This is a genomic window from Streptomyces formicae, from assembly GCF_002556545.1.
GTDB lineage: Bacteria > Actinomycetota > Actinomycetes > Streptomycetales > Streptomycetaceae > Streptomyces > Streptomyces formicae_A.
The window spans coordinates 5,173,378-5,195,397 of the sequence record NZ_CP022685.1 but is presented as its reverse complement, the minus strand read 5'-3'; the positions used below and the strand labels follow the sequence as shown (position 1 = coordinate 5,195,397).

The window sequence follows — 22,020 nt, the reverse complement described above, 5'->3', positions numbered from 1 at the left end:
CTCTGGGACGGCGAGTACGCACATACCCCCGCGGCCCCGCCCCACAACCGAACCCAAGGCGCAAGACCCGCACCCACCGAGCCCCGCGACCCCGCCACTGTCAGTCCCGAGTGCGACACTCCCCACATGAGTGATCGGTGGGCCATCACCCCGACCGAGGGCACCGGCGCCGACCTGGTGCCCCTCGGGGACGACTCCCTGCCCGCGGGCCCCGTCCTCCGCGAACCCGACCTCGCCCACGCCATCCGCTCCCGCCCCGCCGTCACCCGCTGGATCTGGCGCTCGACCACCGCCATCTACCCCCGCCTCCTCGCCACCGGCACCCACGTGACCCGCTGCTACGACATCGAGGCCGCCGAGCTCCTCCTCCTCGGCCACGAAGGCCGCCTCGGCGAACCCCGCTCCGCGGCCGCCGCCCTCGCCCGCATCCGCAACACCCCCGTGCCTCCCGACCCCCCGCCCCGCGCCGCGGAACCCGGCTCCCAGGACTCCCTCTTCCTCTTCGAGCCCCGCCCCGGCGGCACCCCCCTCCCCCTCACGGACCTCGTCGAGGTCTACGCGGAGCAGCAGCGAAGACACGACGCCTCCGCCCACCCGGGCCGCCTGCGCCTGCTCACCGCGTCCGAGTCCGCGGGCATGCTGGTGGCCGCCGAGATGAACGCCGCGGGCCTGCCCTGGCGCGCGGACCTGCACCGCGAGCTCCTGAACGAACTGCTCGGCGAGCGGTACGCGGGCGGCGGCGAACCCCGCCGCCTCGCGGAGCTGGCCGACGAGGTCTCCACCGCGTTCGGCCGCCGCGTCCGGCCGGACCTGCCCGCCGACGTCGTCAAGGCGTTCGCGCAGGCGGGCATCAAGGTGACGTCCACCCGCCGCTGGGAGCTCGAAGAGATCGACCACCCGGCAGTGAAGCCCCTCATCGAATACAAGAAGCTGTACCGGATCTGGACCGCGCACGGCTGGAGCTGGCTCCAGGACTGGGTCCGCGACGGCCGCTTCCGCCCGGAGTACACGCCGGGCGGCTCGGTCAGCGGCCGCTGGACGACCAACGGCGGCGGGGCGCTCCAGATCCCCAAGGTGATCCGCAGGGCGGTCGTCGCCGACCCCGGCTGGCGGCTGGTCGTCGCCGACGCCGACCAGATGGAGCCCAGGGTGCTCGCCGCGATCTCCCGCGACCGGGGCCTGATGGAGGTGGCGGGCAGCGACGAGGACCTCTACACGCGCCTGTCCGACCGCGCGTTCTCAGGCGACCGCGACCACGCCAAGCTCGCTCTGCTGGGCGCCGTGTACGGGCAGACGTCGGGCGACGGCCTGAAGAACCTGGCGGCGCTGCGCCGCCGCTTCCCGCTGGCCGTCGCGTACGTGGACGACGCGGCGAAGGCGGGCGAGGAGGGCAGGCTCGTCCGGACGTGGCTGGGCAGGACGAGCCCTCCGGCGGCCGGGGCGGGCGAGGACGACGAGGCGGGCATCCCCCAGGAGGCCGTGCCCGGCCCGGTCAAGGACGGCGAGTTCACGCCGGGGTACGCCTCGTCCAACTCCCGCGCCAGGGGCCGTTTCACGCGGAACTTCGTGGTGCAGGGCAGCGCGGCGGACTGGGCGCTCCTGATGCTGGCGGCGCTGCGGCGGACGATCACGGAGGCGGGCCTGCGGGCGGAACTGGTGTTCTTCCAGCACGACGAGGTCATCGTGCACTGCCCCGTCGAGGAGGCGGAGGAGGTGACGGCGGCGGTGCGGGCGGCCGGGGACCTGGCGGGCCGGATCGCGTTCGGGGAGACACCGGTGCGCTTCCCGTTCACGATCGCGGTGGTCGAGTGCTACGCGGACGCGAAGTAGGACGAGTCCGAGCCGAGCCCGACCCGGACCAAGGCACCCCCGAGCCGAGCCCGACCCGGACTAAGACACCCCCAGCAACCCCCTCAGCTCGTCCGCCACCTTGCTGTCCGTCCCGTCCAGCGCCCGAAGCGCCGACTCCCACTGCTCGTACGCCTCCTCACGACGCCCCGTGGCGGCGAGCAGCAGCCCGTGCTGGTGCCGGGCGAGCCCGGCCATGTGGGTGTCGCCGCGCTGCTCGGCGCGGTCGAGGAGCACGGCGCACTCGCGGGCCGCGTCCTCGTGACGGCCGAGTTCGCGCAGGGCGCGGACGAGGCCGAGGCGGGCCTGGGAAGCACCGTGCCAGTCCTCGTACTCGTCGTGGACGCGCAGGCTCTCCTCCAAGTGGGCGAGAGCGGCGGCCGGTTCGCCGAGGGTGAGGTGGGCGTAGCCGATGTTGCAGTGGGCGGACTGGCGGACGATGGCGTGGCCGATGGTCTCGCCGATGGCGAGGCTGCGTTCGTGGTGGGCGATGGCGGCGCGGGCGTCCGTGTGCTCGTAGAGGTTGCCGAGGTGGCTGAGGGTGACGGCCTCGCTGAGCGGGTCGGCGAGCTCCTTGGCGAGGGCCAGGCTCTGGTGGAGGGCCTCGGCGGACTCCTCGTACCGGTCGAGCCCTTCCAGGAGGAGACCGCGGTTGTTGAGGCCGCGGCGTACGCAGGAGACGACGCCGAGTCCGCGCCAGAGGGCGAGGGCCTCGTCGTTGAGGGCGAGCGCCTCGCTTCCCCGGCCAGACATGTAGTGCATGCCCGCGAGGTCGGTGAGGGCCTGGGCCTCGTCGGCGGTGTCGCCCTGACGGCGGGCGGCGGCCACGGCGACGGCGCCGAGCGCGGCCAACTCGGTGAGGCGGCCGCGCCGTTGGAGGTACGGGAAGAGACAGCGGACCAGGACGGGCACGAGCGCGGAGGTGTCCCGGTGGCGCTCGGCGAGGGCGACGATGTTGTCGAGCTCGGTGTCGCCCCAGGCGAAGGCGGCTTCCCTGGACAGGGGCTCGGCCGTGGAGGCGCTCCCCAACCGCGCCTCCACCCCCCGCAGCCGGTCCGCCCGGTCGAGCCCCTCCGGGATGATCGCGAGCAGGCTGCGCCGCGCGGACTCCGCGTACCAGCGAAGGGCGGTCTCCACGACGCGATCGACGAAGGCGCCGTCGTCCTCCGACGCCTCCCTCGCGAAGTCGCGGACGAGGTCGTGCGGGGCGTACCTGCCGTAGGCGGTCTCTTCGAGGAGGGCGACGTCGACGAGACGGTCGAGCGCGGCGCCCGCGCGTGGTTCGTCGGTGTCCAACAGGCGGGCGAGGAGCGGCACTCCGTACGTCGGGAGGTCGAGCGCGCCGATCCTGGCGAGCGCGAGGGCCGCGTCGCGGTCGGCCTCGCGGTCCGATGTGCGCAGGGCGTCGAGGGCGACGGAGAGGGAGCAGCGCACGCTCAGGTCGTCGTACTCCAGGTGGTCCAGGCGGCCGCCGTTGACCGTGAGGAGTTCGGCGAGCGCGTCCGGGGTGAGGGCGTGGCGCGCGGCGAGCCGAGCGGCGATGATGCGCAGGGCGAGCGGGAGGCGGCCCGCGAGGCGGACCAGGGGGTGCCCTGCGTCGAGCCCGTCCCGTCCGGAGACGGCGCGCAGGAGGGCGGCGCTGTCGCCGTCGGAGAGCGGTTCGAGGGGGAAGCGCTCGGCGCCGTCGAGCGCGGTCAGCGGCGAACGGCTGGTGACGACGACGGCGCAGCCGGGTCCGCCGGGCAGCAGCGGGCGCACCTGGGCGGCGGTGGCGGCGTCGTCGAGGACCATCAGGGTGCGGGTGGGCGCGAGCAGGGAACGCAGCAACGCGCTGGCCGCCGAGGGGTCTTCGTCGCCCTCGGGGGCGTGGCGCGGCTCGGCGCCGAGGTCGCGCAGGAGCGAGGCGAGGGCGGCCGCGGGGGTGAGGGGGGTCATGCCGGGGGTGGCGCCGCGGAGGTTGACGTAGAGCTGCCCGTCGGGGAACTCCTCGCGCAGCCCGTGCGCCACGTGCAGCGCGAGCGCGCTCTTGCCGACACCGGCCATGCCGGAGACGACGGCGAAGGGCCGCTCCCCGGTGAGCCCGCGCCGCAGGGCGTGGACGGCGTCGACGCGACCCGTGAAGTGCGCGGGTGCGGGCGGCAGTTGAGCAGGCCGAGGCGCCCGCTCCTTCCGGCTCCGCTCTTCCCCGACGCCATCGAACTCAGCCGACTGCGCACCGCCTACGCCGTCCCCGACCTCACCGCCATCCCCACCGCCCCCGGCTGCCGCCGACACAACGCCAACGCCTTGACCTTGCCCCGCCAACTCCCCGCCGCAGCGGCCCTCTTCACCTTCAAGAGCAGCCCCAACCTGAGCCCCAACCTCAGTCTCAGCTTCAGCCTCAACCCCAGTGGATGCGACACCCGCACCCACCCCCGCCCCCTCCAACTCCACTCGCAGAACCTCCCGATGGGCCTCCCGCACCCCCGCCCCCGGCTCGACCCCCAGCTCCTCCACCAACCTGCGGCGCAGTTCTCGGTGGACGGTGAGGGCCTCCGCCTGGCGGCCCGTGCGGTGCAGGGCCAGCATCAGGTGGCGGTGGAAGACCTCGCGGAACGGGTGCTCGGCGACCAGGGACGTGAGTTCGGGGACGAGCGCGGCGAGGCCCGCGCCGTGGCCGTCGGCGCCGAGTGCGAGTTCGGCGTCGTACCGCCACTCCAGAGCGAGCAGACGGGCTTCTTCGAGGCGCGGTACGAGGGAGTGGACCGCCACGGAGTCGGGGAGGCCGCTCAGCGGCGTGCCGCGCCACAGGGCGAGCGCGTCGGCGGCGTGCGCCGAGGCCCGCGCCCAGTCGCGCGCGGCGTGCGCCTCCCGCGCGCGGGCCACCCGGCTCTCGAAGAGGCGTACGTCCAACTCCGCGTCGGCGACCCGCAACCGGTACCCCGGCGGCACCGAGCGCAGCCGCTCCGGATCGTCGAGGAGGCGCCGCAGCCGTGTGACGTGGTTCTGCAGGGACGCCTGCGCGGACGCGGGCGGACAGTCGCCCCACAGCGCGTCCTTGAGGGCGCCGAGCGAGACGACCCGGTCCGGTTCGAGGAGCAGCGCGGCCAGCAGGGCGCGCCCCTTCGCGCTGCGCACAGGACGCGGCTCACCCGCCGCGTCGTACACCGCGGGCGCCCCGAGCAGACCGAACTTCAGTCCGGACCGCAGCTCGCACCGCTCACTCACACCGTCTCCCTGTGCCCCCGTGCACACCGTTGGCCACATGTTAGCGATCTGTTGGTGAGCCCTGATGTGATCACGACATCGGACCTGGCCCGCCGGTACTCGCGCACAGCGCGTAACTCGGGGGAGTGTCGCCGCCGCGGCTGGGTCCGGGGGCAGAGAGAGCCCCGGTCGTCGGAGGTGAGCGACCGGGGCTTTCGCCCTGCCCGACCGGGCGGGAGGCCCGCCCGGGGATCAGACCGACCCGTGCTGGGGATTCAGACCGACCCCTCCCGCGCCTCCGGCAGCCGCACCGTGAAGAGCGACCCCTTGCCCGGCGCGCTCGCCGCCGTCACCGTCCCGCCGTGCGCCTCCGTCAGATTGCGCACGATCGACAGGCCGAGACCGCTGCCGCCCGTCGCGCGGGCCCGCGACTTGTCGGCGCGCCAGAAGCGGTCGAAGACGTGCGGCAGGTCGTCGGGCTCGATGCCCGTGCCGGTGTCGGCGACCTCGATGAGTACGGCGTCGGGCGTGGTCCGGCAGGTGATCCGGACGCTGCCGCCGTCGGGGGTGTGGCGGATGGCGTTGGAGACGAGGTTGCCGACCGCCTGGCGGAGCCGCAGCGGATCGGCGCTCAGCCAGGGGTCGCCGAGCGTCGTCGCGCGCAGCCGTACGCCCGCCGCGTCCGCCCGCGCCTGGTGCGCCGCGGCCACCTGTTCGGCGATCTCGGCGGCCCGCACCGGTTCGCGGTGCAGCCGCAGCGTGCCCGCGTCGGCGGCCGCCAGGTCCTGGAGGTCGTCGACGATGTGCTGGAGCAGCAGGGCCTCTTCGAGCAGCGAGGTGACGAGTTCGGGATCGGTCTCGACGACGCCGTCCTCCGCCGCCTCCAGCCAGCCCCTGATGTTGGACAGCGGGGTGCGCAGCTCGTGCGCGACGTCGCTGACCATGGCCCTGCGCTGCTCTTCCAGGGCCTTGCGGTGGGCCGCCATGTCGTTGAAGGCGGCGGCCAGTTGGCTGATCTCGCCCGCGGAACGGGTAGCGCTCGCGGGCACCGGCGGCCCGTCCGTGGCACCCGACTTCATGCGCCGCGTCGCGGTGGTGAGCGCGCGCAGCGGACGGGTCAGCCGCGTCGCGGCGAGCGCGGTGACGGCGACCGTGACGGCGAGTACGGCGGCGGCGAGCCCGGCGAGACGGGCGGTGTTGGCGACCGAGAGGCTGAAGCCCCGGGCGACGGGAGCGCCGTCGGAACTGGTGATGAAGAGCAGGGCCGGCGTGGAGACGAAGGGCCCGAGCTGTTCGCGGCGCGCGGTGTCGACGCAGGTGGCGGCCGCGGCGTTGGCCCGGTCGGTGGCGGTGGGCCGGGTGGCGGGGGCGGCCGGGTCGATACCGCGGCTGGGGGTGGAGGAGGGGGTGGGAACAGCGAGGGAAGGGGTGTCTGAGGTGTCTGAGGTATCCGAGGTGTCTGAGGTATCCGAGGTCTCGGGGATGTTCGAGGTGTCCGGGGTATCGGGGGTATCGGGGGTCTTGTCGGCCCTGGTGCCGTCCCGGGTGTCAGCCCGGGGACCGTCCCGGGGCTCGCGCCCCGCTTCGGCATGGGCCTCGCGCTCGGCCTCGGCCTTGGCCTTGACCTTGGCCTCGGCCTCGGACTCGATGGGCGGATACGTCGGTATGACACCCACCGGCTTCGCGCCGTCGCGACCGGTCAGGTCGAGGCTGACCGCGACGGAACCGAGGCCACGCCGCTTCATGCACGCCTCGACGAGGGAGTTGAGCTTGGTGACGGCCTTCTGCTCGGTCGCCGTCGGCTGGTTGAACAGGGAGCCAGGGCACTTGACCCCCAGGAGCGCGGCGCGATCGCCACCGGGCCCTTCGCCCGAGGGGTCGCCGGTCTCGACGACGGGGCGGCCGCCGGGCCCGACGACGAGCTCGGCGGGCAGACCGAGCCCGTGCAGACAGGACACGTACTGGTCGGCCTGGCCCTTGAGCCGCGTACGTTCCTTCGCGGGGAGCCGGTAGGGGCCGACCGCGCGCGGGTCGATGCGGTCGGCTGACCGGTCCTCCGGCCTGCCCGCGAGCATCGTGTCCACGGAGAGCGGATCGACGACGGCGGCCGCCTTGGGCGGCAGGGCGGCGGGCCTGCGGCCGTCCTGCGCCGCGCTCTTCCCCGCGGGCGCCGCCGAGTCCGTGATGACCTTGCGGTCCTGGGTGGTGAGGGCGATGCGGCGGCCGGTCTGGCGGGCCAGTTCACGGACGGCCTCGTCGGCACCGCGCCAGTCGGGCGCGCCCGCGCCGACGCCGAGGAGCCGGTCGTAGATCCGCGCGTCGTCGGCGAGCACCTGCCCCTGCTCCTGCCGGATGGCACCGGACGTGGTCTGCGCGGCGAGCCACGCGGTGGCGGCGATGGACCCGACCGAGACCAGCACGGAGACGGCGAGCAGCCGCGTCAACAGGCTCTTGCGGAACGGAACGTCACGCCCCACGCGAGGCCGCCGATCCGTGCCGCGCGCGCAGACCTGTCACCTGTGCCGCGGCTGGGGCCGGGGCCGCGGCCGCAGTCGGGTTCGGGGCCGCGGCCCCGGAAGGCGACGGCTCGGCCCCCGCCCCCACCAGCTTGTAACCGATGCCGAAGACCGTGACGAGACGGGTCGGGCGGCGCGGGTCGGCCTCGATCTTCTTGCGGAGGTTGAGGATGTGCACGTCGACCGTGCGGGCGGATATGTAGCCGGACGAGCCGTGGATGTGGTCGAGCAGCTGGGGCCGGGTGAAGACCCGGTCGGGTTCGCCCGCGAGCGCGCTGAGGAGGTCGAACTCGCCCGGTGTGCAGTCCACTCCGCGCCCGTCGACCGTCACCTCGTGCCGCAGCGGGTCGACCACGAGGCCGTCCACGCGCAGCACGCGCTGTCCGGCGTCCGGCACCGGATGGTGGATGCCGCCCACGCGGCGGAGCAGCGTTCGTACGCGGGCCATCAGTTCGCGCGGGCTGTACGGCTTGGTCAGATAGTCGTCCGCGCCCAGATCGAGCCCCGCGAGCAGGTCGTCCTCCGTGGAGCGGGCCGTGAGCATCAGGATCGGCAGCCCCGTCAGGTCCGGCGGCCCCGGCTCCGTGCGCAGGACGCGGGTGACCTCGAGGCCGTCGGCGCCCGGCATCATCACGTCGAGGATGAGCAGGTCCGGCGTCCCGCGCCGGGCCTCGCGGAGCGCCGCGCGCCCGTCGTGCACGACGGCGACCACGTGGCCCTCGCGCTCCAGGTAGCGGCGGACCAGCTCGGCCTGTTTCTCGTCGTCCTCCGCGACCAGGACAAAAGCGCACATGGCGTTGAGGATAGGCGCGGCACGAAAACGAAACGGGATCCGGACGGCGGCCTGACAGGATCCTCATAAGTGCCCCCGGCACGATTCCGGCCCACGCCCCCCCGCAGGTTCACCGTCCCCCACCCACACCTACCCGTCCGCCGACGCCTCCCCGTTCGTCCACGCGTACACCGTGTCCCCCTGCACCGCGACCCGGTACCGGTAGTGGTCCCCGCACTCCCCGCGCGACGTGCTCGGCGTGCGGTCCGGCCACCAGGGGGCGTCCAGTTCGGGGCCCGCCACGTGCCGCGCCCGCGCCCCGCACTCCCGCTCCGGGGCCAGCCGCTGTCCGTCCGCCAGCGTGAAGCGGATCAGCTTCGCCTCGCCGGTCGTCTTCACCTTGACCTTGACGTTCTCGGCGTCGCGCGGGATCCACTCGGGCAGCACGAACGCCAGGTCGCCCTTGGTGGGCGCGTCCGCCGCCGTCGCGAAGGCCCGCGTCTTCTCCTTGAAGACGTGCTCGCTGACGGCGTCCGGCATCAGCGAGCTGTTCCTGAGCGCGGGCGCGGCGACGGCCACGGCACCCGCCGAGGCCAGGCAGCCCGCCGCGACGATGACGACGACACCGGCCTTCTTCTTGTTCGACGACTTCGAGGGCTTCGACGACCGGGACGACTGGGACGAGTTCAGGGGCATGCGTCCAGTCTTCGCGCCCTCCACCCCCTTTCCGTACGGCCGCAGGACGAACCTCCCCCTATGCCAAAAGGCAGAGAACGCGGCGGCCATCCACCTCAAGATGTACGAAGAGGACACCCCCACCTGTCCAATACTTGACGTTATGCCCCGCCCCGCACCTGTCCGCCACCCCCTCCGCTCCCCCTTCGCCCGCGAGCCCCGCACCACCTGGCACCTGGTCCGTGCCGCCCTGGAGGCGCTGGCGGGCGGGGCGCTGCTCGTCCTGACGTACACCGGCTTCGGCGCCGCCGTCACCGACCTGCCGCGCGCCGGCAAGATCGCGTACGGCCTCGTCGTCCTGCTCGCGCTCGTCGTGCGGCGGCGGTTCCCCGTGGGGAGCCTGCTCGCCCTCGCCGCCCTCGCGGGGGTGATGCCGCAGGCCGGACTGCTCGTCGCGGTGGCCGCGTATCCGGCGGCGCGACAGGTGGCCGAGCCACGCCGCAGGGTCGCCGTGCTGCTCACCGCCGCCGCGCTCACCATGCTGGTGGCCGCGGTGACCGCGCGGCCGATGGCGGTGGGCAGCTGGCAGTACGGGCTCGCGCTCGGGACGATGCTCGCGGCCGTGACGGTGATCGTGCCGGGGCTCGTCGGCACGGCGGCGGGCCAGCAGGACCGGCTGCTCCGCGCGCTGCGCGAGCGCACCGCGGCCGCCGAGCGGGCCCGCCGCCTCGCGGACAGCGAGTCCCGCATCCACGAGCGTTCCCGGATCGCCGCCGAGATGCACGACCTGGTGGGCCACCGGCTCAGCCTGATCTCGCTGCGCGCGGGCGGCCTCGAACTGGCCCTCGGCAAGCAGGCGCCCGAGCTGCGCGACGAGGCGACCATACTGCGCAAGGCCACCCGGGACGCGATGAACGAACTCCGCGAAGTCCTCGGCGTACTCGGCCCGTTGGGGCGCGACACCGGAACGAACGCCCTCACCGACGCGACCGGCACGCGCCCCGACATCGAGGCCCTGGTGACGGAGTCGCGCGGCGGCGGCATCCCGGTGACGTTCACCTGGGAGGGCCCCGATCTGGGCGACGCGGAGGGTCCTTCGGTACGCAGGGCGGTCCACCGCGTCGTACGGGAGTCCCTGACGAACGTGCACCGGTACGCGACGGGAGCGCCGGTCACCGTGACGGTCGCGCACACCGACGACGAGGTGCGGATCTCCGTGCGCAACGGCGTACCGCCGAGCCCGCCGACCGCGACCACGGGGCTCGGCACCGGGCGCGGGCTCGTCGGACTGCGCGAGCGGGTGACGCTGCTCGGCGGCACGTTCGAGGCGGGCCCGGTGCCCGGCGGCGGCTTCGACGTGACCGCGACGATCCCCACGGGGCCGGACGCGGCGAGCCGCGCGGAGCCCCTGCCGGGGCCGCCGCTGCCGGACACGACGGCCGAGGAGGGCGCGGTCGGCGGCCTCCAGGGACGGATCGCGGGCGTGCTCACGACGGTGCTCGGGATGGGCGGGGTGGCCCTGATGCTCGGCCTCGGACTCGGCCTGGTGAGCGAGGCGCAGCCGGGCCCCGACCTTCCCGAACGGCAGGAGGTGCACGTCGGGATGGGCAAGCAGGAGGTCGAACGGTCGGTGCCGCCCGACAACGACGCGGTGCGGGCGGCTGCCGCCGGGCACGGTCCCGCGGTGCCCGCGGGGACCACGAGCTGCCTCTATCCGTACGTGAACGGGGCGGGCGAGGGAGCGGGTGAGGTGCCGAGCGAGGAGTCAGGCGAGGGGTCAGGTGAGGGGGCAGGCGAGAGGGCAGGCGAGGAGTCAGATGAGGAGAGAGCCGCCCGTTTTGCGGTGACTCGCTACTGTTTCCACGATGATGTCCTGACAGCCATCGACCACTTCACCGTCCCGCTGGCCAGACCGTAGGAGCAGCCATGACGACCCCGCCGGTTTCCGAGACCCCGACGACCATCCGCGTCCTGCTCGCCGACGACGAGGAGATGATCCGGCACGGCGTCCGCATGATCCTCCAGCACGCCGACGGCATCGAGGTCGTCGGCGAGGCGGTGAACGGCGCCGAAGCGGTCACGCTCGCCGCCGAACTGCGCCCCGACGTCGCCCTCGTCGACATCCGGATGCCCGTGCTCGACGGGCTCGCGGCGATCGCCCCGCTGATCGCGCTCGACCCGAGGCCGCAGGTCGTCATGCTCACCACGTTCGGCGACGAGGAGAACGTGACGCGCGCCCTCCAGGCGGGCGCGGGCGGCTTCCTGCTCAAGGACGAGGGTCCCGACGAACTGATCCGCTCGGTGCGGGCGGCGGCCGCCGGTGACGCGGTGCTCTCGCCCGGCGTGACGGGGACGGTCATCAAGCGGATGCTCCAGGGCGGCGCCGCCCCCGCGCCGTCGGGGACCCCGGGTGCCACCGGCCCGGCATCGGCGGAGGACCGCGTCGCCGCCCTCACCGACCGCGAACGCGAGGTGCTCGCCATGCTCGGCGCTGGGCTGCCGAACCTGGAGATCGGGCTGCGGCTCGGCATCGGCGTGGGGACGGTCAAGACGCACGTGGCCGCGATCCTGGAGAAGACGGACAGCGACAGCAGGGTGCAGGCGGCGCTGCTCGCGCACCGGGCGGGGCTGGCTTCCTGAGGGACCCGGGGCCCGGTGGCGGTGGCCGGTGAGGGTCAGAGGCCGCGGAGGCGGGACTCCAGGGCCAGGGCCCGCTCGTGGTGCCGCGCCGCGTCCGCGGCCCTGCCGAGGGCGGCGGCGAGCTCACCCGCGTACCGGTCCACGGGCCCGAAGCTGACGAGACCGCTCCCGGCCCCCGCCAACTCCCCGCAGGCCGGGAGGAGTTCGCGGTAGAGCCGCTCCATGAGGACCGGGTCGTCACCGGCGGCGACAGCGGCCCTGGCGTGCAGACAGAGGCGGGCCTCCAGGAGGAGGTCGGGAGGGGAGGGCGGCGGGCCACAAGGTGCGGGACGACACCAGGGGTCGTACGGCCCGAAGTACCCGTCACCCCTCAAGGACTTCCCCTTCTGCCCCTCCTGGCTTCCCTGGCTTCCCTGGCCTCCCTGGCTTCCCTGGCTTCCCTGGCCTCCCTGGCCTCCCTGGCCTCCCTGGCCTTCCTGGCCCCGCAGGCTGAACAGGGCGAGCGGGAGCAGCCCGTCCGCGAGCCCGGTCATCCCCGTCTCCGGGAGGCGCTCCGCCGCGGCGACGTACGCGGCACGCGCCTCCTCCGTACGCCCGGACACGGCCGACTTCAGTGCGGCGTACCACTCGGTGAACACCCCGACGAGGGGCAGGTCGTACCGCTCGGCGAGGCGGTCGGCGGCCTCGGCGTGCGCGTCGGCCTCAGCGAACTCGGCGCGTGCGCAGTGCGCCTGAAGGCACATCAGATGCCCGAGTACGCGAAAGGCGACGAGCGCCCCCGCCCCACCGGCGATGTCCACCAACTCCTCACCGATGCGCAGCCGTTCGGCGGAGCGGCCGGTGCGCTCGAAGCTGTGCATGAAGCGGGCGTTGAGGGCGAAGGCGAGGAGTGCCGGGTCGTGACCGGGGCCGAGGGAGCGGGCGAGCGCCTCCGCCTCGGCGGCCGCGTCGCGCCCGCGCGGCCCGGTCGAGCCGCGCAGTTCCATGGCGATCGTGGCGAGCAGGCGGCAGCGTGCCGCGTCGTCGTCCCCGGGGAGCGCGAGGAGCGTGCGTTCGGCGGCGTCGACGATGCGGCGGGAGAGCGCTTCATCGTCGTTGCGGGTCCAGTTGGCGGGGACGTCGAAGGCGCCGATGACCTGGGCGGTCAGCTCGGGGTCGCCGAGGCGTTCGGCGTCGGCGAGGGCGTCGGAGCGGTGCTGTCTGGCCTCCGCGAGGCCGCCGGTGAGGGCGAGGGCGCGGACGAGTCCCATGACGAGCCCGAGCCGCTCGCGCGCGCGATCGCCCCCGCGCCGGTCATGGGCGTCGAGCGCCGCCCGCCACAGACGGGCCGCGCGGTGCGGGGCCGCGTCCTGTTCGGCGCGGTGGGCGGCGAGTTGGGCGTAGCGGGCGGCGCGGGCCGAGGTCGCCCGGGTGCCCGCGCGGAGGTAGTGGTCGGCGAGCGCGTCGACGTCGTCCGGGCGCAGCGTCTCGATGACCTCGGCGAGGGCGGTGTGCCAGCGGGCGCGGCGGGCGCGGGAGATGTCCTCGTACAGGGTCTCGCGGACCAGCGCGTGGGCGAACCGGACGCGTTCCGGGCCGAGTTCGTCGAGGAAGCCGTGGCGCAGCGCCGTCTCGACGGCGTGGACGACCGCGTCTTCGTTGCCGCCCGCGAGCGGGACCAGGAGGTCGAGATCGACCTCGGGCCCGATGACGGCGGCCTGCCGCAGCACGGTCCGCGCCTCCTCTCCGAGCGCGCCGAGCCGGTGCCGGATGACGTCGCGTACGCCGATGGGGACACCCGAGAGGGCGGCGCGGCCGTCCGTGGCGCAGAGGCGGGCCAGTTCGCGTACGAAGAAGGGGTTGCCGCCGCTGCGGGCGTGCACGGCACGGACGGCGTCGTCCGCCACGCCGGGGCCCGCGACGGTGCGGACGAGCGCGGCCACGTCGTCCTCGCCGAGCCCGCCGAGGACGACCCGCACGGGTTCCCCCCGAGCCGCCCGCCCGAGGAACGCCCGCAGCCGCGCGGGCACGTCGGCCTCCCGATGGATCCCGACGACAAGCACACCCGCCGACGCGGGCGATCCGAGACCCTCCAGGCCCTCCAGACACTCCAGCGTCTCGTCGTCGGCCCACTGGAGGTCATCGAGCACGAGAAGCAGGGGGCCACGCTCCCGCGCGACGACGCCACGCAGCAACTCCCCGAGCGCGCGGCGGCGTTGGAAGCGGGCGTCGGGGGCGGGGGATGTTCCGGTGGAGGGGAAGGCGGGGTCGGTAGGGGCAGGCGCCTCCCCGCCGGGGGTGACGGGACACCCTGCCGAGTCACACGGCCGCCCACCACGCACAGAAGACCCCTGCGCAGCAGCGAACCGCCACCCAGCCGAGACAGGCCCCCCAGCCGGGGCAAGCGACCGCCCCGCCACCACGGGCTCCTCCCCGCCGGAGGCGAGGGAACACCCTGCCAAGCCACACGGCCGCCCACCACGCACAGAAGACCCCTGCGCAGCAGCGGACCGCCACCCAGCCGAGACAGGCTCCCCAGCAGGAACGGGCGACTGCCCAGCGCGGGCAGGCGTCTCCCCGGCAGCGGCAGAAGCAGGTCGCTCCCCCGCCCCGCCGGGCACGGGCACGGGCACCGCGCCTTCGGCCCCGCCGTCCGCCCCCGCCCCGGTCGGCCACGGCCCCGCCGCCAGTTCCGTCAGGATCGTGGTCCAGGGCCATGCCGCCGGTACGCCCTCGTGTTCCGGGCAGCGGCCCCACGCCGTGGTCCAGCCTCGGGCCGCGAGGCGTGCCGTCAGCTGTTCGACCAGGGCCGTCTTTCCGGCGCCCGCTTCACCGGACACCAGGACGAGCCCACCGTGTCCGGCGAGGTATCCGGCGTGCCCGGCAGCGTGCTCCGCACGCCCCGCAGCCCCCTCAAGGACGGCCAGCTCCCGCTCCCGCCCCACGAAACCGTCGGAATCCGCCACCCGCGCCGCCTCGGGTCCGGGCGCCAGCAACCCGGGCTCCTGACCCAGCACCCCCGCCTCCAATCGGCGCAGCTCGGGCCCGGGGTCCACGCCGAGTTCCGTGACCAGGATGCGGCGGGCCCGGCGCAGGGCGGCGAGGGCGTCGCCCTGGCGGCCCGAGCGGTAGAGCGCGAGCGCGAGGAGGCGCCAGGACTCCTCGCGCCAGGGGTGCTCCACGACCTGCGCCTCCAGGTCGGGGACCACGTCGTCGCTCAGGCCGAGCGCCAGCGCCCCCGCCGCGCGGCGTTCCACGGCGAGCAGCCGCAGGCCGTCCAGGCGCACGGCCTCCGCCCGCGCCCAGTCCGCGTCGGCCCACTCGGCGTACGCGGGCCCCCGCCACAGCGCGAGCGCCTCGTCGACGCACCGTACGGCGGGCCCGGGCCGCCCCGCTTCGAGGAGCTCGCCCGCGCCGCGCACCGCCGACTCGAACCGCCAGGCGTCGACCGCGTCGGGCGCGGGGCGCAGCGCGTAGCCGGGGCCCGCGGTGACGAGGAGGCGGGCGGGGGCGCGCGGCGGCCTGTCGGGTTCGAGGGCGCGGCGCAGCGTGGAGACGAACGTCCTGATCGTGCCGACGGCCCTCGGCGGCGGGTCCTCCCAGAGGTCGTCCACCAGCCACTCCAGGGGGACGACCTTGCCGCGCGCGATCAGCAGCCTGGCCAGTACGGCACGGTGCATCGGCCCCTTGAGCCCCAGCGGCCGCCCGTCCCCGTCGCGCGCGCCCACGGACCCGAGCACGGTGAACGCCACCGCCGGTTCCTGCGGCGGCCGGGCGGGGCCCCCTGCTTGCTGCGGCACTGGGTCAACGTACCCGCTCGGACGAGGTGCGCCGAGCCGCCGCCGCCCCGCCGCCGGGCCATCGCTGAGCCGTCACTGATCCGCTGCTGATCCACCCGGCGCACCCTCTCCGTATGCACCGAACGCACCGAGAGAACACCGAGGCCCCGGGCCCCCGCATCGACGGATTCACCTACCACCGCGTCAACGTCGACGGTGATGTCGACGGCGATGTCGACGGCGACGGCGACGAAGGCGTCGCGCTCAACGTCGCCGTCGGCGGGCCCGCCACCGGCACCCCCGTCGTCCTGCTGCACGGCTTTCCCCAGACCCACCTGATGTGGCGCCACGTGGCGGCGGAGCTCGCCGTCGACCACCGCGTCATCTGCCCCGACCTGCGCGGATACGGCGCCAGCGACAAGCCTGCCGCCGTCTCTGACGCGACGTACTCCAAGCGCACGATGGCCGCCGACGTCGTCGCGCTCGCCCGCGCCCTCGGCCACGAGCGGTTCGCGCTCGCCGGGCACGACCGCGGCGCGCTCGTCGCGGTCAGGGCGGGCCTCGACCACCCGGCCGCGATCACGCACCTCGCCTCGCTCGACGTGCTGCCGACGCCCGACATGTGGGAGGTCATGCACGGCACGTCCGCCGCGGTCGGCTTCCACCTGTATCTGATGGCGCAGCCGCCCGGTCTGCCCGAGCGGATGATCGAGGCGTCGGCGGACGCGTTCTTCGGCCACTTCCTGGACATCTGGACGCGGGACCCCGCGGCCGTTCCCGACGACGTCAGGGCCGCCTACCTGAAGGCGTCGCGCGAGGCCGTGCCCTCGATCGTCGCGGACTACCGCGCGTCGGCGACCGTCGACCTCGAACACGACACCGCCGACCGGCGCGCGGGCCGCACCCTCGGCATGCCGGTCACGGTGCTCCAGCAGGACTGGGGCGCGGCGCTCGGCTTCGACGCCGCCGCGCGCTGGCGGGCCTGGGCGCCCCGTCTGACGCACCGCACCGTCTCGTGCGGCCACTTCATGGCGGAGGAGGACCCGGCCGGGGTCACGGAGGCACTGCGCGCGCTGCTGGCCACGGGGTGATCGCCCGCTGACGGGGCGCGCCCGCCCGTCAGCCGGCCGCGCCCGTCGCCCCCGGCACGCCTTCCGCGACCTCCGCGAGGACCCCCAGCGCCTCCCCGAGCACCTCCGTCGGCGGGGAGGCGAGACCGATCCGTACGGCGTCCGGGGTGAGATGCCCGCCCGCCGCGAAGGCCGCGCCGGGCGTGACGGCCACGCCGCGCGCGGCAGACGCGGCGACGAACGGCTCGGCCCGCCACCGCGACGGCAGGTCCCACCAGCAGTAGTACGCACCGGGATCGGTACGGACCCGGCCGCCCGCGCGGACCCGGCCCGCCGCGTCGACCCCGAGCCGCTCCCGCAGGATCCGCTGGCGTGCGGCCGCGTCGGCGCGCTTGGCCTCGACGACCGCCGCGACGGTCCCGTCGGCGATCCACCGCACGGCCGCCTCCAGGCTGAAGGCCGGAGCCGTCCAGGCCCCCGCCCGCAGGCCGTCCGCGAGGGTCTCGACGAGCCCCGGGGGCGCGGCCAGCATGCCGACGGTGAGGCCGGGGGCGAGCCGCTTGGAGAGGCTGTCGACGAGGACGGTCCGCTCGGGCGCGTGCGCGGCGAGGGGCGCGAGCGGACCAGGACCGGATCCAGGCAGCCCGCGAGGACCGTCCGGCACGAGGAACCCCCACGTGGCGTCCTCCACCGCCGTGATCCCGTACTCCCGCAGAACGGCGGCCAGTTGGGCCCTGCGCCCCTCCCCCGCGGTCACGGACAGCGGGTTCTGGAGGGTCGGCTGTACGTAGACGGCACTGAGCGGAGCGCTCCTGTGGGCGTCGGCGAGCGCCTCGGGGACCATGCCCTGCTCGTCCACGGCGACCGGCACCAGCCGCACGCCGATCCGCCCGGCGATGGACTTGACCAGCGGATACGTCAGTTCCTCGACGCCGACGCGACCGCCGGGCCCGCAGAGCGAGGAGAGCGCGGCGGCGATGGCCTGCCGCCCGTTCCCCGCGAAGAGCAGCCGCTCGGGCTCCGGCCGCCACCCGGCGCGGGCGAGCACCTCGGCGGCGGCATCGCGCGCCTGCGGCGTACCGGCGGGCGCGGCGGTCCGGGTGGCGTCGAGCAGCACGTCGGGCCTGAGCAGCGGGGCGAGCCCCTTGCTCATCAGCTCCGACTGCCCTGGTGTCACCGGGTAGTTGAGTTCGAGGTTCACGGCGGGCGGCGGCGGCCCGGCGGCGTCGGCCGCCGCGCGCTCGGTGAGGGCGGCGCCCCCGGCGTGCGGGGCCGAGGCCCGGACGAACGTGCCGCGCCCCACCTCGCCGACGACGAGCCCGCGCCGCGTCAGCTCGCCGTACACGCGGATGGCGGTGGAGTTGGCGATGCCCCGCGCCCGCGCGAAGGCCCGCTGCGTGGGCAGCCGCTCACCCGGCCGCAGCACCCCGCTCGCGATCTCCGCCGCCACCTCGTCCGCGACCCGCCGGAACTCGTCCCGCCGCACGCTCCACCCCGTTTTCCCTGGTCAGCCCGCATTGCACCGAGAGCAAAGATCCTATTGCACCGCCATCTCGTCGCGGCCTAGCCTCCCTCCATGGCAACCGCACACGTCAACGGCGTCACCATCGGCTACGACGACGAGGGCCCGGCCGCGTCCCCCGGCGCACTCTCCTCCGCCTCCGCCTCCGCCCCCGCCCTCGTCCTCATCCACGGCCACCCCTTCGACCGCTCCATGTGGACACCGCAGCGCCGCGCGTTCGCCGCCACCCACCGCGTCATCACGCCCGACCTGCGCGGCTACGGCGAGTCGACGGTGGTCCCCGGCACCACCCCGCTCGGCACGTTCGCCGAGGACATCGCGGCGCTCCTCGACCACCTGGGCGTACGGGAGTTCGCGCTCGGCGGGCTCTCCATGGGCGGCCAGATCGTCATGGAGTGCTACCGCAGGTTCCCCGGCCGCGTCACCGGGCTGCTCCTCGCCGACACGTTCCCCGCCGCGGAGACGCCGGAGGGCAAGGCGCACCGTAACGCCATGGCGGACCGACTGCTCGCCGAGGGCATGCGGGGGTACGCGGACGAGGTCCTGGACAAGATGGCCGCCCCGTACAACCCGGTGGCGGCGGCCCACGTGCACCGCATGATGCTGGCCGCGCCGCCCGAGGGAGCCGCGGCCGCGCTGCGCGGTCGGGCCGAACGCCCGGACTACCGCGACCTGTTGACCCGGGTCACGGTCCCTTCGCTGGTGGTCGTGGGCCGCGACGACACGTACACGCCGGTCGCCGACGCGGAGGCCATGCACGCGGCGCTCCCCGACTCCGTGCTGCGGGTCGTCGAGTCGGCCGCGCATCTGCCGAACCTGGAACGGCCCGCCGAGTTCGACGCGGCCGTCGGCGCGTGGCTCGACCGAGTGGCCTCGCCCCGTGGAACGACGCCCCCGGCCTGACCCGCCCGCCCCCTCCTCCTACCAGGTGGGCCGCGCCCCCACCCCACCGTCCACGACGAGGTCGGTCCCGGTGATCCAGGACGCCGCGTCCGAGGCGAGGAACACGCAGGCGTCGCCGATGTCCTCGGGCCGCCCGAGCCTGCCGAGCGGCGCCGCGCGGCCCCACCGCGCCACGCCGTCCGGCCAGTCGTCGGCGAGGCCGGGCCGATCGACGAGGCCGGGCGAGACGCTGTTGACGCGGATGCCGAGCGGCCCGTACTCCAGGGCTGCGGAACGGGCGAACATGATGAGGGCGGCCTTGGACGCGCTGTAGTGCGCGTGGCCGGGGGCGGGGTGCGAGCCCTCGATCGACGCGATGTGCGTGATCGAACCGCCGCCGTCCTGGCGGGACATGAGCTCCGCGGCGGCCTGCGTGCAGCTGAACGCACTGGTCACGTTCGCCTCCGACACCGCCCGCCAGTCGGCGGCGGTCATCCCGGGAAGCGCCCGCACGGGCTGGATCCCGGCGCAGTTCACCACCGCGTCAAGCCGCCCCCGCCAGTCCCCGGCCGCCCGGACGAGCCGCCGGCACTCGGCCTCGCCCCCACCGGCCTCACCACCCGCGTCCCCGACGCCCGTGCCCTCCGCGCCCTCCGCGCCCTCCGCACCCTCCGCACCCTGCGCGCCCACCAGATCCGCCCGCACCGCGATGCCCGCGCCACCCGCCGCCCTGATCCGTTCCACCACGGCCTCCGCGGCCGCCGCGCCGCTCCGGTAGTGCACCACCACCGCCGCGCCCGCCTGGGCGAACCGGCGGGCGATGCCCGCGCCGATCGTGCCGCTCGCCCCGGTCACCAGGACGACCTTGCCTGCCAGTCCGGGCAGCGACGCGTCGAGTCCCCACGCCGACTCACTCACTGTCCACTCCGTCCGCTCCGGGCATCCGCAGCCGTCCGTCCGTACGGCACAGGGCCCGGATGAGGTCCGCCCGTTCCGGGTGGCGTGCGCTCAGGGCCGTGGGGTCGCCGCCCTCGTAGTCCTCGGGCAGGAAACCTGGTGCCATCGTCGTCCCGAAGAGCGCCCACCCGTGGCGGCCGCCCGCCGCGACCCGCGCGCCCATCCACGTCCCGGCGGGGACCACGCACTGCACCTGTCCGCCCGCGCCGAGCAGCACGACCCGGTCCGTCCCTTCGGGCGCGAGCAGGAGCATTTCCAGCGCGTCACCGTCGTAGAAGTGCCAGACCTCGTCGGTCGGCAGCCGGTGCAGCGCCGAGAAGTCGTCGGGGTCCCTGGTCAGGAGCGCGATGATCGCCGTTCCCGAGGGGCGCCCCGCCGCGTCGGGCGGTCCGGCCCAGATCTGGCGGAAGAGCCCGCCTTCCACGGGCAGGGGCCGCAGCCCGTGCCGCGCGGTCAGATCCTCGACGGTCTCGGGCGGTTCGGAGGGCGTGGTGTCGACCATGTCCGATCGCTCCCCGCCCCAAGACCGTCATAACCGCCCCCGTCACCACTCCTGTCCATGAAGGGGCCGTTTCCACCCCTTCACCCGTTCTTTCGGTTTCGAACCCATGGAGGGTGATGTGAGTACTCCCGTCTTCGAGGACATATCCGTGACGCGCGACTGCCCCTGCGCGGGCTGCGCGCACGAGCGGCTCGAACTCCGTACGGGGGGCGCGTCGCGGGCCAGTACGCGCGCCGCGGCCGTCGTGGCGCTCGGCGCGGTCCTGACGGGGACGGGCGCGGGCGCCGCGCACGCCCTGGAACAGCGGGCCTTCGCCACGCAGGACACGACGCCGCCGGGCCAGGGCGCACCGGGCCCGCTCGTCACCCGGGCGACGACCGCGACCACGGCGACGGCGACGGCGACGGCGACGGCGACGGCCGCGCGGACCACATCCGCGCCGATGCGCCTGACCCGGAGCCAGATCATGGCGCGCGCCCAGACCTGGGTGAACGCCCGCGTCTCGTACAGCATGGGCGCGTACTACCAGGGCTACCGCAAGGACTGCTCGGGCTACGTGTCGATGGCCTGGGGCCTCGGCAGCAACCAGTGGACGGGCAGCCTCGCCGCGTACGGCGTACGGATCGGCAAGAGCCAGCTCAAGCCCGGCGACATGCTGCTCTTCCACAACCCCTCGAACCCGAGCGCCGGTTCACACGTGACGATCTTCGGCGGCTGGACGGACTCGTCGAGGACCCGGTACGTGGCGTACGAGCAGACGCGGCCGCACACGCTGAAGCGGACCACCCCGTACGCGTACTGGAACAACTCCGGCGGCTACGTCCCCTACCGCTACAAGTACGTCGTGGAGGACGGCGGAAACGGCGGCGGCACGGGCGGCGGCTCCGGCGGCTCGTCCGGCACGGCCTTCCCCGGCGCGTCCTCCTTCGGCCCCGGCGCCGTCAACGGCCACGTCACCGAGCTCGGCAGGATGCTGACCAAGCGGGGCGGCGGCACGTTCTACCGGGAGGGCCCCGGCCCCCGCTGGACGGAGGCGGACCGCAGGGCGACGCGCGCGTTCCAGGAGGCGCAGGGGTGGCGGGGCGCCGAGGCGGACGGCATCCCGGGGCCCGCGACCTGGCGCCATCTGGTGCAGGGCACGGGGAAGAACATCGGCGGGGGCTCCGGGGGCGGAACGGGCGGGTCCGGCGGCGGAAGCTCAGCCTCCGCCTTCCCCGGCAAGCAGCACTTCCGGCCCGGGCAGTCCAACGCGCACATCACCAAGCTGGGCAGGCAACTGGTGAAGAAGGGGTACGGCAAGCACTACACGCAGGGCCCGGGACCGCGGTGGTCCGAGTCCGACCGGCGCAACGTGGAGGCGTTCCAGCGGGCACAGGGCTGGCGGGGCAGCGCCGCGGACGGCTACCCGGGCCCGGAGACGTGGCGCAGACTCTTCCACTGAGCCCACTGGGCCCACTGATCCCACGCAACCCGCTGAGCCCACTGGGCCCACTGAGCCTGCTGACCCCATCGACACCACCGACCCCGTTGGCCCTGCTGATCCCGGTGGTACCGGTGGTCCCGCTGTCACGACGGACCGCTGGCCCGACGGACCGCTGGCCCCGCTGATCCCGGTGGTCCCGCTGGCCCGACGGACCTGGTGGCCGGACGGACGGCGGCCGCAGCCGGTCGGCCACCGGGCCGGGCGCCAAG

The 22,020-nt window shown here is 74.9% G+C and carries 14 protein-coding genes; 6 read left to right on the top strand and 8 right to left on the bottom strand.

The window, feature by feature from the left end; genetic code table 11:
* The first annotated feature begins 126 nt into the window (after window positions 1-126).
* Window positions 127-1,830 carry a bifunctional 3'-5' exonuclease/DNA polymerase gene (locus KY5_RS22425; protein ID WP_098243938.1) on the top strand — a complete coding sequence of 568 codons (1,704 nt, stop codon included), beginning with the start codon at window positions 127-129 and terminating at the stop codon, window positions 1,828-1,830.
* Between the two features lie 60 nt (window positions 1,831-1,890).
* Here the strand turns inward: KY5_RS22425 and KY5_RS22420 are convergent, their stop codons facing one another.
* From KY5_RS22420 to KY5_RS22405, 4 genes are all read right to left on the bottom strand, one after another.
* A complete protein-coding gene (locus KY5_RS22420; RefSeq protein WP_418952875.1) occupies window positions 1,891-5,037 on the bottom strand; it encodes a BTAD domain-containing putative transcriptional regulator in 3,147 nt (1,048 codons plus the stop codon).
* A 272-nt stretch (window positions 5,038-5,309) separates the two neighbouring features.
* Window positions 5,310-7,511 (bottom strand): HAMP domain-containing sensor histidine kinase, encoded by a 2,202-nt coding sequence (locus KY5_RS22415; protein ID WP_234362812.1) that lies wholly within the window; start codon window positions 7,509-7,511, stop codon window positions 5,310-5,312.
* Window positions 7,501-8,343 carry a response regulator transcription factor gene (locus tag KY5_RS22410; RefSeq protein ID WP_098243936.1) on the bottom strand — a complete coding sequence of 281 codons (843 nt, stop codon included), beginning with the start codon at window positions 8,341-8,343 and terminating at the stop codon, window positions 7,501-7,503. Before KY5_RS22410 ends, KY5_RS22415 begins: the two co-directional genes overlap by 11 nt.
* A 129-nt stretch (window positions 8,344-8,472) precedes the next feature.
* Complete coding sequence (locus KY5_RS22405) at window positions 8,473-9,018, bottom strand: hypothetical protein (protein ID WP_159072585.1); 546 nt, start codon at window positions 9,016-9,018, stop codon at window positions 8,473-8,475.
* 142 nt (window positions 9,019-9,160) lie between these two features.
* Between KY5_RS22405 and KY5_RS22400 the strand changes: the two genes are divergently transcribed.
* Window positions 9,161-10,915 (top strand): sensor histidine kinase, encoded by a 1,755-nt coding sequence (locus KY5_RS22400; RefSeq protein ID WP_098243934.1) that lies wholly within the window; start codon window positions 9,161-9,163, stop codon window positions 10,913-10,915.
* Between the two features lie 8 nt (window positions 10,916-10,923).
* On the top strand, window positions 10,924-11,637 hold the full coding sequence (locus tag KY5_RS22395) for a response regulator (protein WP_098243933.1): 714 nt from the start codon (window positions 10,924-10,926) through the stop codon (window positions 11,635-11,637).
* Between the two features lie 35 nt (window positions 11,638-11,672).
* Here the strand turns inward: KY5_RS22395 and KY5_RS42615 are convergent, their stop codons facing one another.
* On the bottom strand, window positions 11,673-15,416 hold the full coding sequence (locus KY5_RS42615) for a BTAD domain-containing putative transcriptional regulator (RefSeq protein WP_418952807.1): 3,744 nt from the start codon (window positions 15,414-15,416) through the stop codon (window positions 11,673-11,675).
* A 113-nt stretch (window positions 15,417-15,529) separates the two neighbouring features.
* Between KY5_RS42615 and KY5_RS22385 the strand changes: the two genes are divergently transcribed.
* The gene (locus KY5_RS22385; RefSeq protein WP_098243932.1) at window positions 15,530-16,486 is read left to right on the top strand and encodes an alpha/beta fold hydrolase; all 957 of its coding nucleotides are present in this window, start codon (window positions 15,530-15,532) and stop codon (window positions 16,484-16,486) included.
* Window positions 16,487-16,514: 28 nt separating this feature from the next.
* Here the strand turns inward: KY5_RS22385 and KY5_RS22380 are convergent, their stop codons facing one another.
* Entirely contained in the window at window positions 16,515-17,951 is a 1,437-nt protein-coding gene (locus KY5_RS22380; protein WP_098243931.1) for a PLP-dependent aminotransferase family protein, read from the bottom strand.
* A gap of 90 nt (window positions 17,952-18,041) precedes the next feature.
* On the opposite strand from KY5_RS22380, the gene KY5_RS22375 reads away from it, so the two are divergent.
* On the top strand, window positions 18,042-18,890 hold the full coding sequence (locus tag KY5_RS22375; RefSeq protein WP_098243930.1) for an alpha/beta fold hydrolase: 849 nt from the start codon (window positions 18,042-18,044) through the stop codon (window positions 18,888-18,890).
* Window positions 18,891-18,908: 18 nt separating this feature from the next.
* Here KY5_RS22375 and KY5_RS22370 read toward each other — a convergent pair whose 3' ends face one another.
* Window positions 18,909-19,787, bottom strand: coding sequence for an SDR family NAD(P)-dependent oxidoreductase (locus KY5_RS22370; RefSeq protein ID WP_098243929.1), 879 nt, complete (start codon window positions 19,785-19,787; stop codon window positions 18,909-18,911).
* The gene (locus KY5_RS22365; protein WP_098243928.1) at window positions 19,780-20,328 is read right to left on the bottom strand and encodes a cupin domain-containing protein; all 549 of its coding nucleotides are present in this window, start codon (window positions 20,326-20,328) and stop codon (window positions 19,780-19,782) included. The genes KY5_RS22370 and KY5_RS22365 overlap by 8 nt, the downstream gene beginning before the upstream one ends.
* A 118-nt stretch (window positions 20,329-20,446) precedes the next feature.
* Here KY5_RS22365 and KY5_RS22360 point away from each other — a divergent pair, with 118 nt between their 5' ends.
* The gene (locus tag KY5_RS22360; protein WP_098243927.1) at window positions 20,447-21,769 is read left to right on the top strand and encodes a peptidoglycan-binding protein; all 1,323 of its coding nucleotides are present in this window, start codon (window positions 20,447-20,449) and stop codon (window positions 21,767-21,769) included.
* Window positions 21,770-22,020 lie beyond the last annotated feature (251 nt).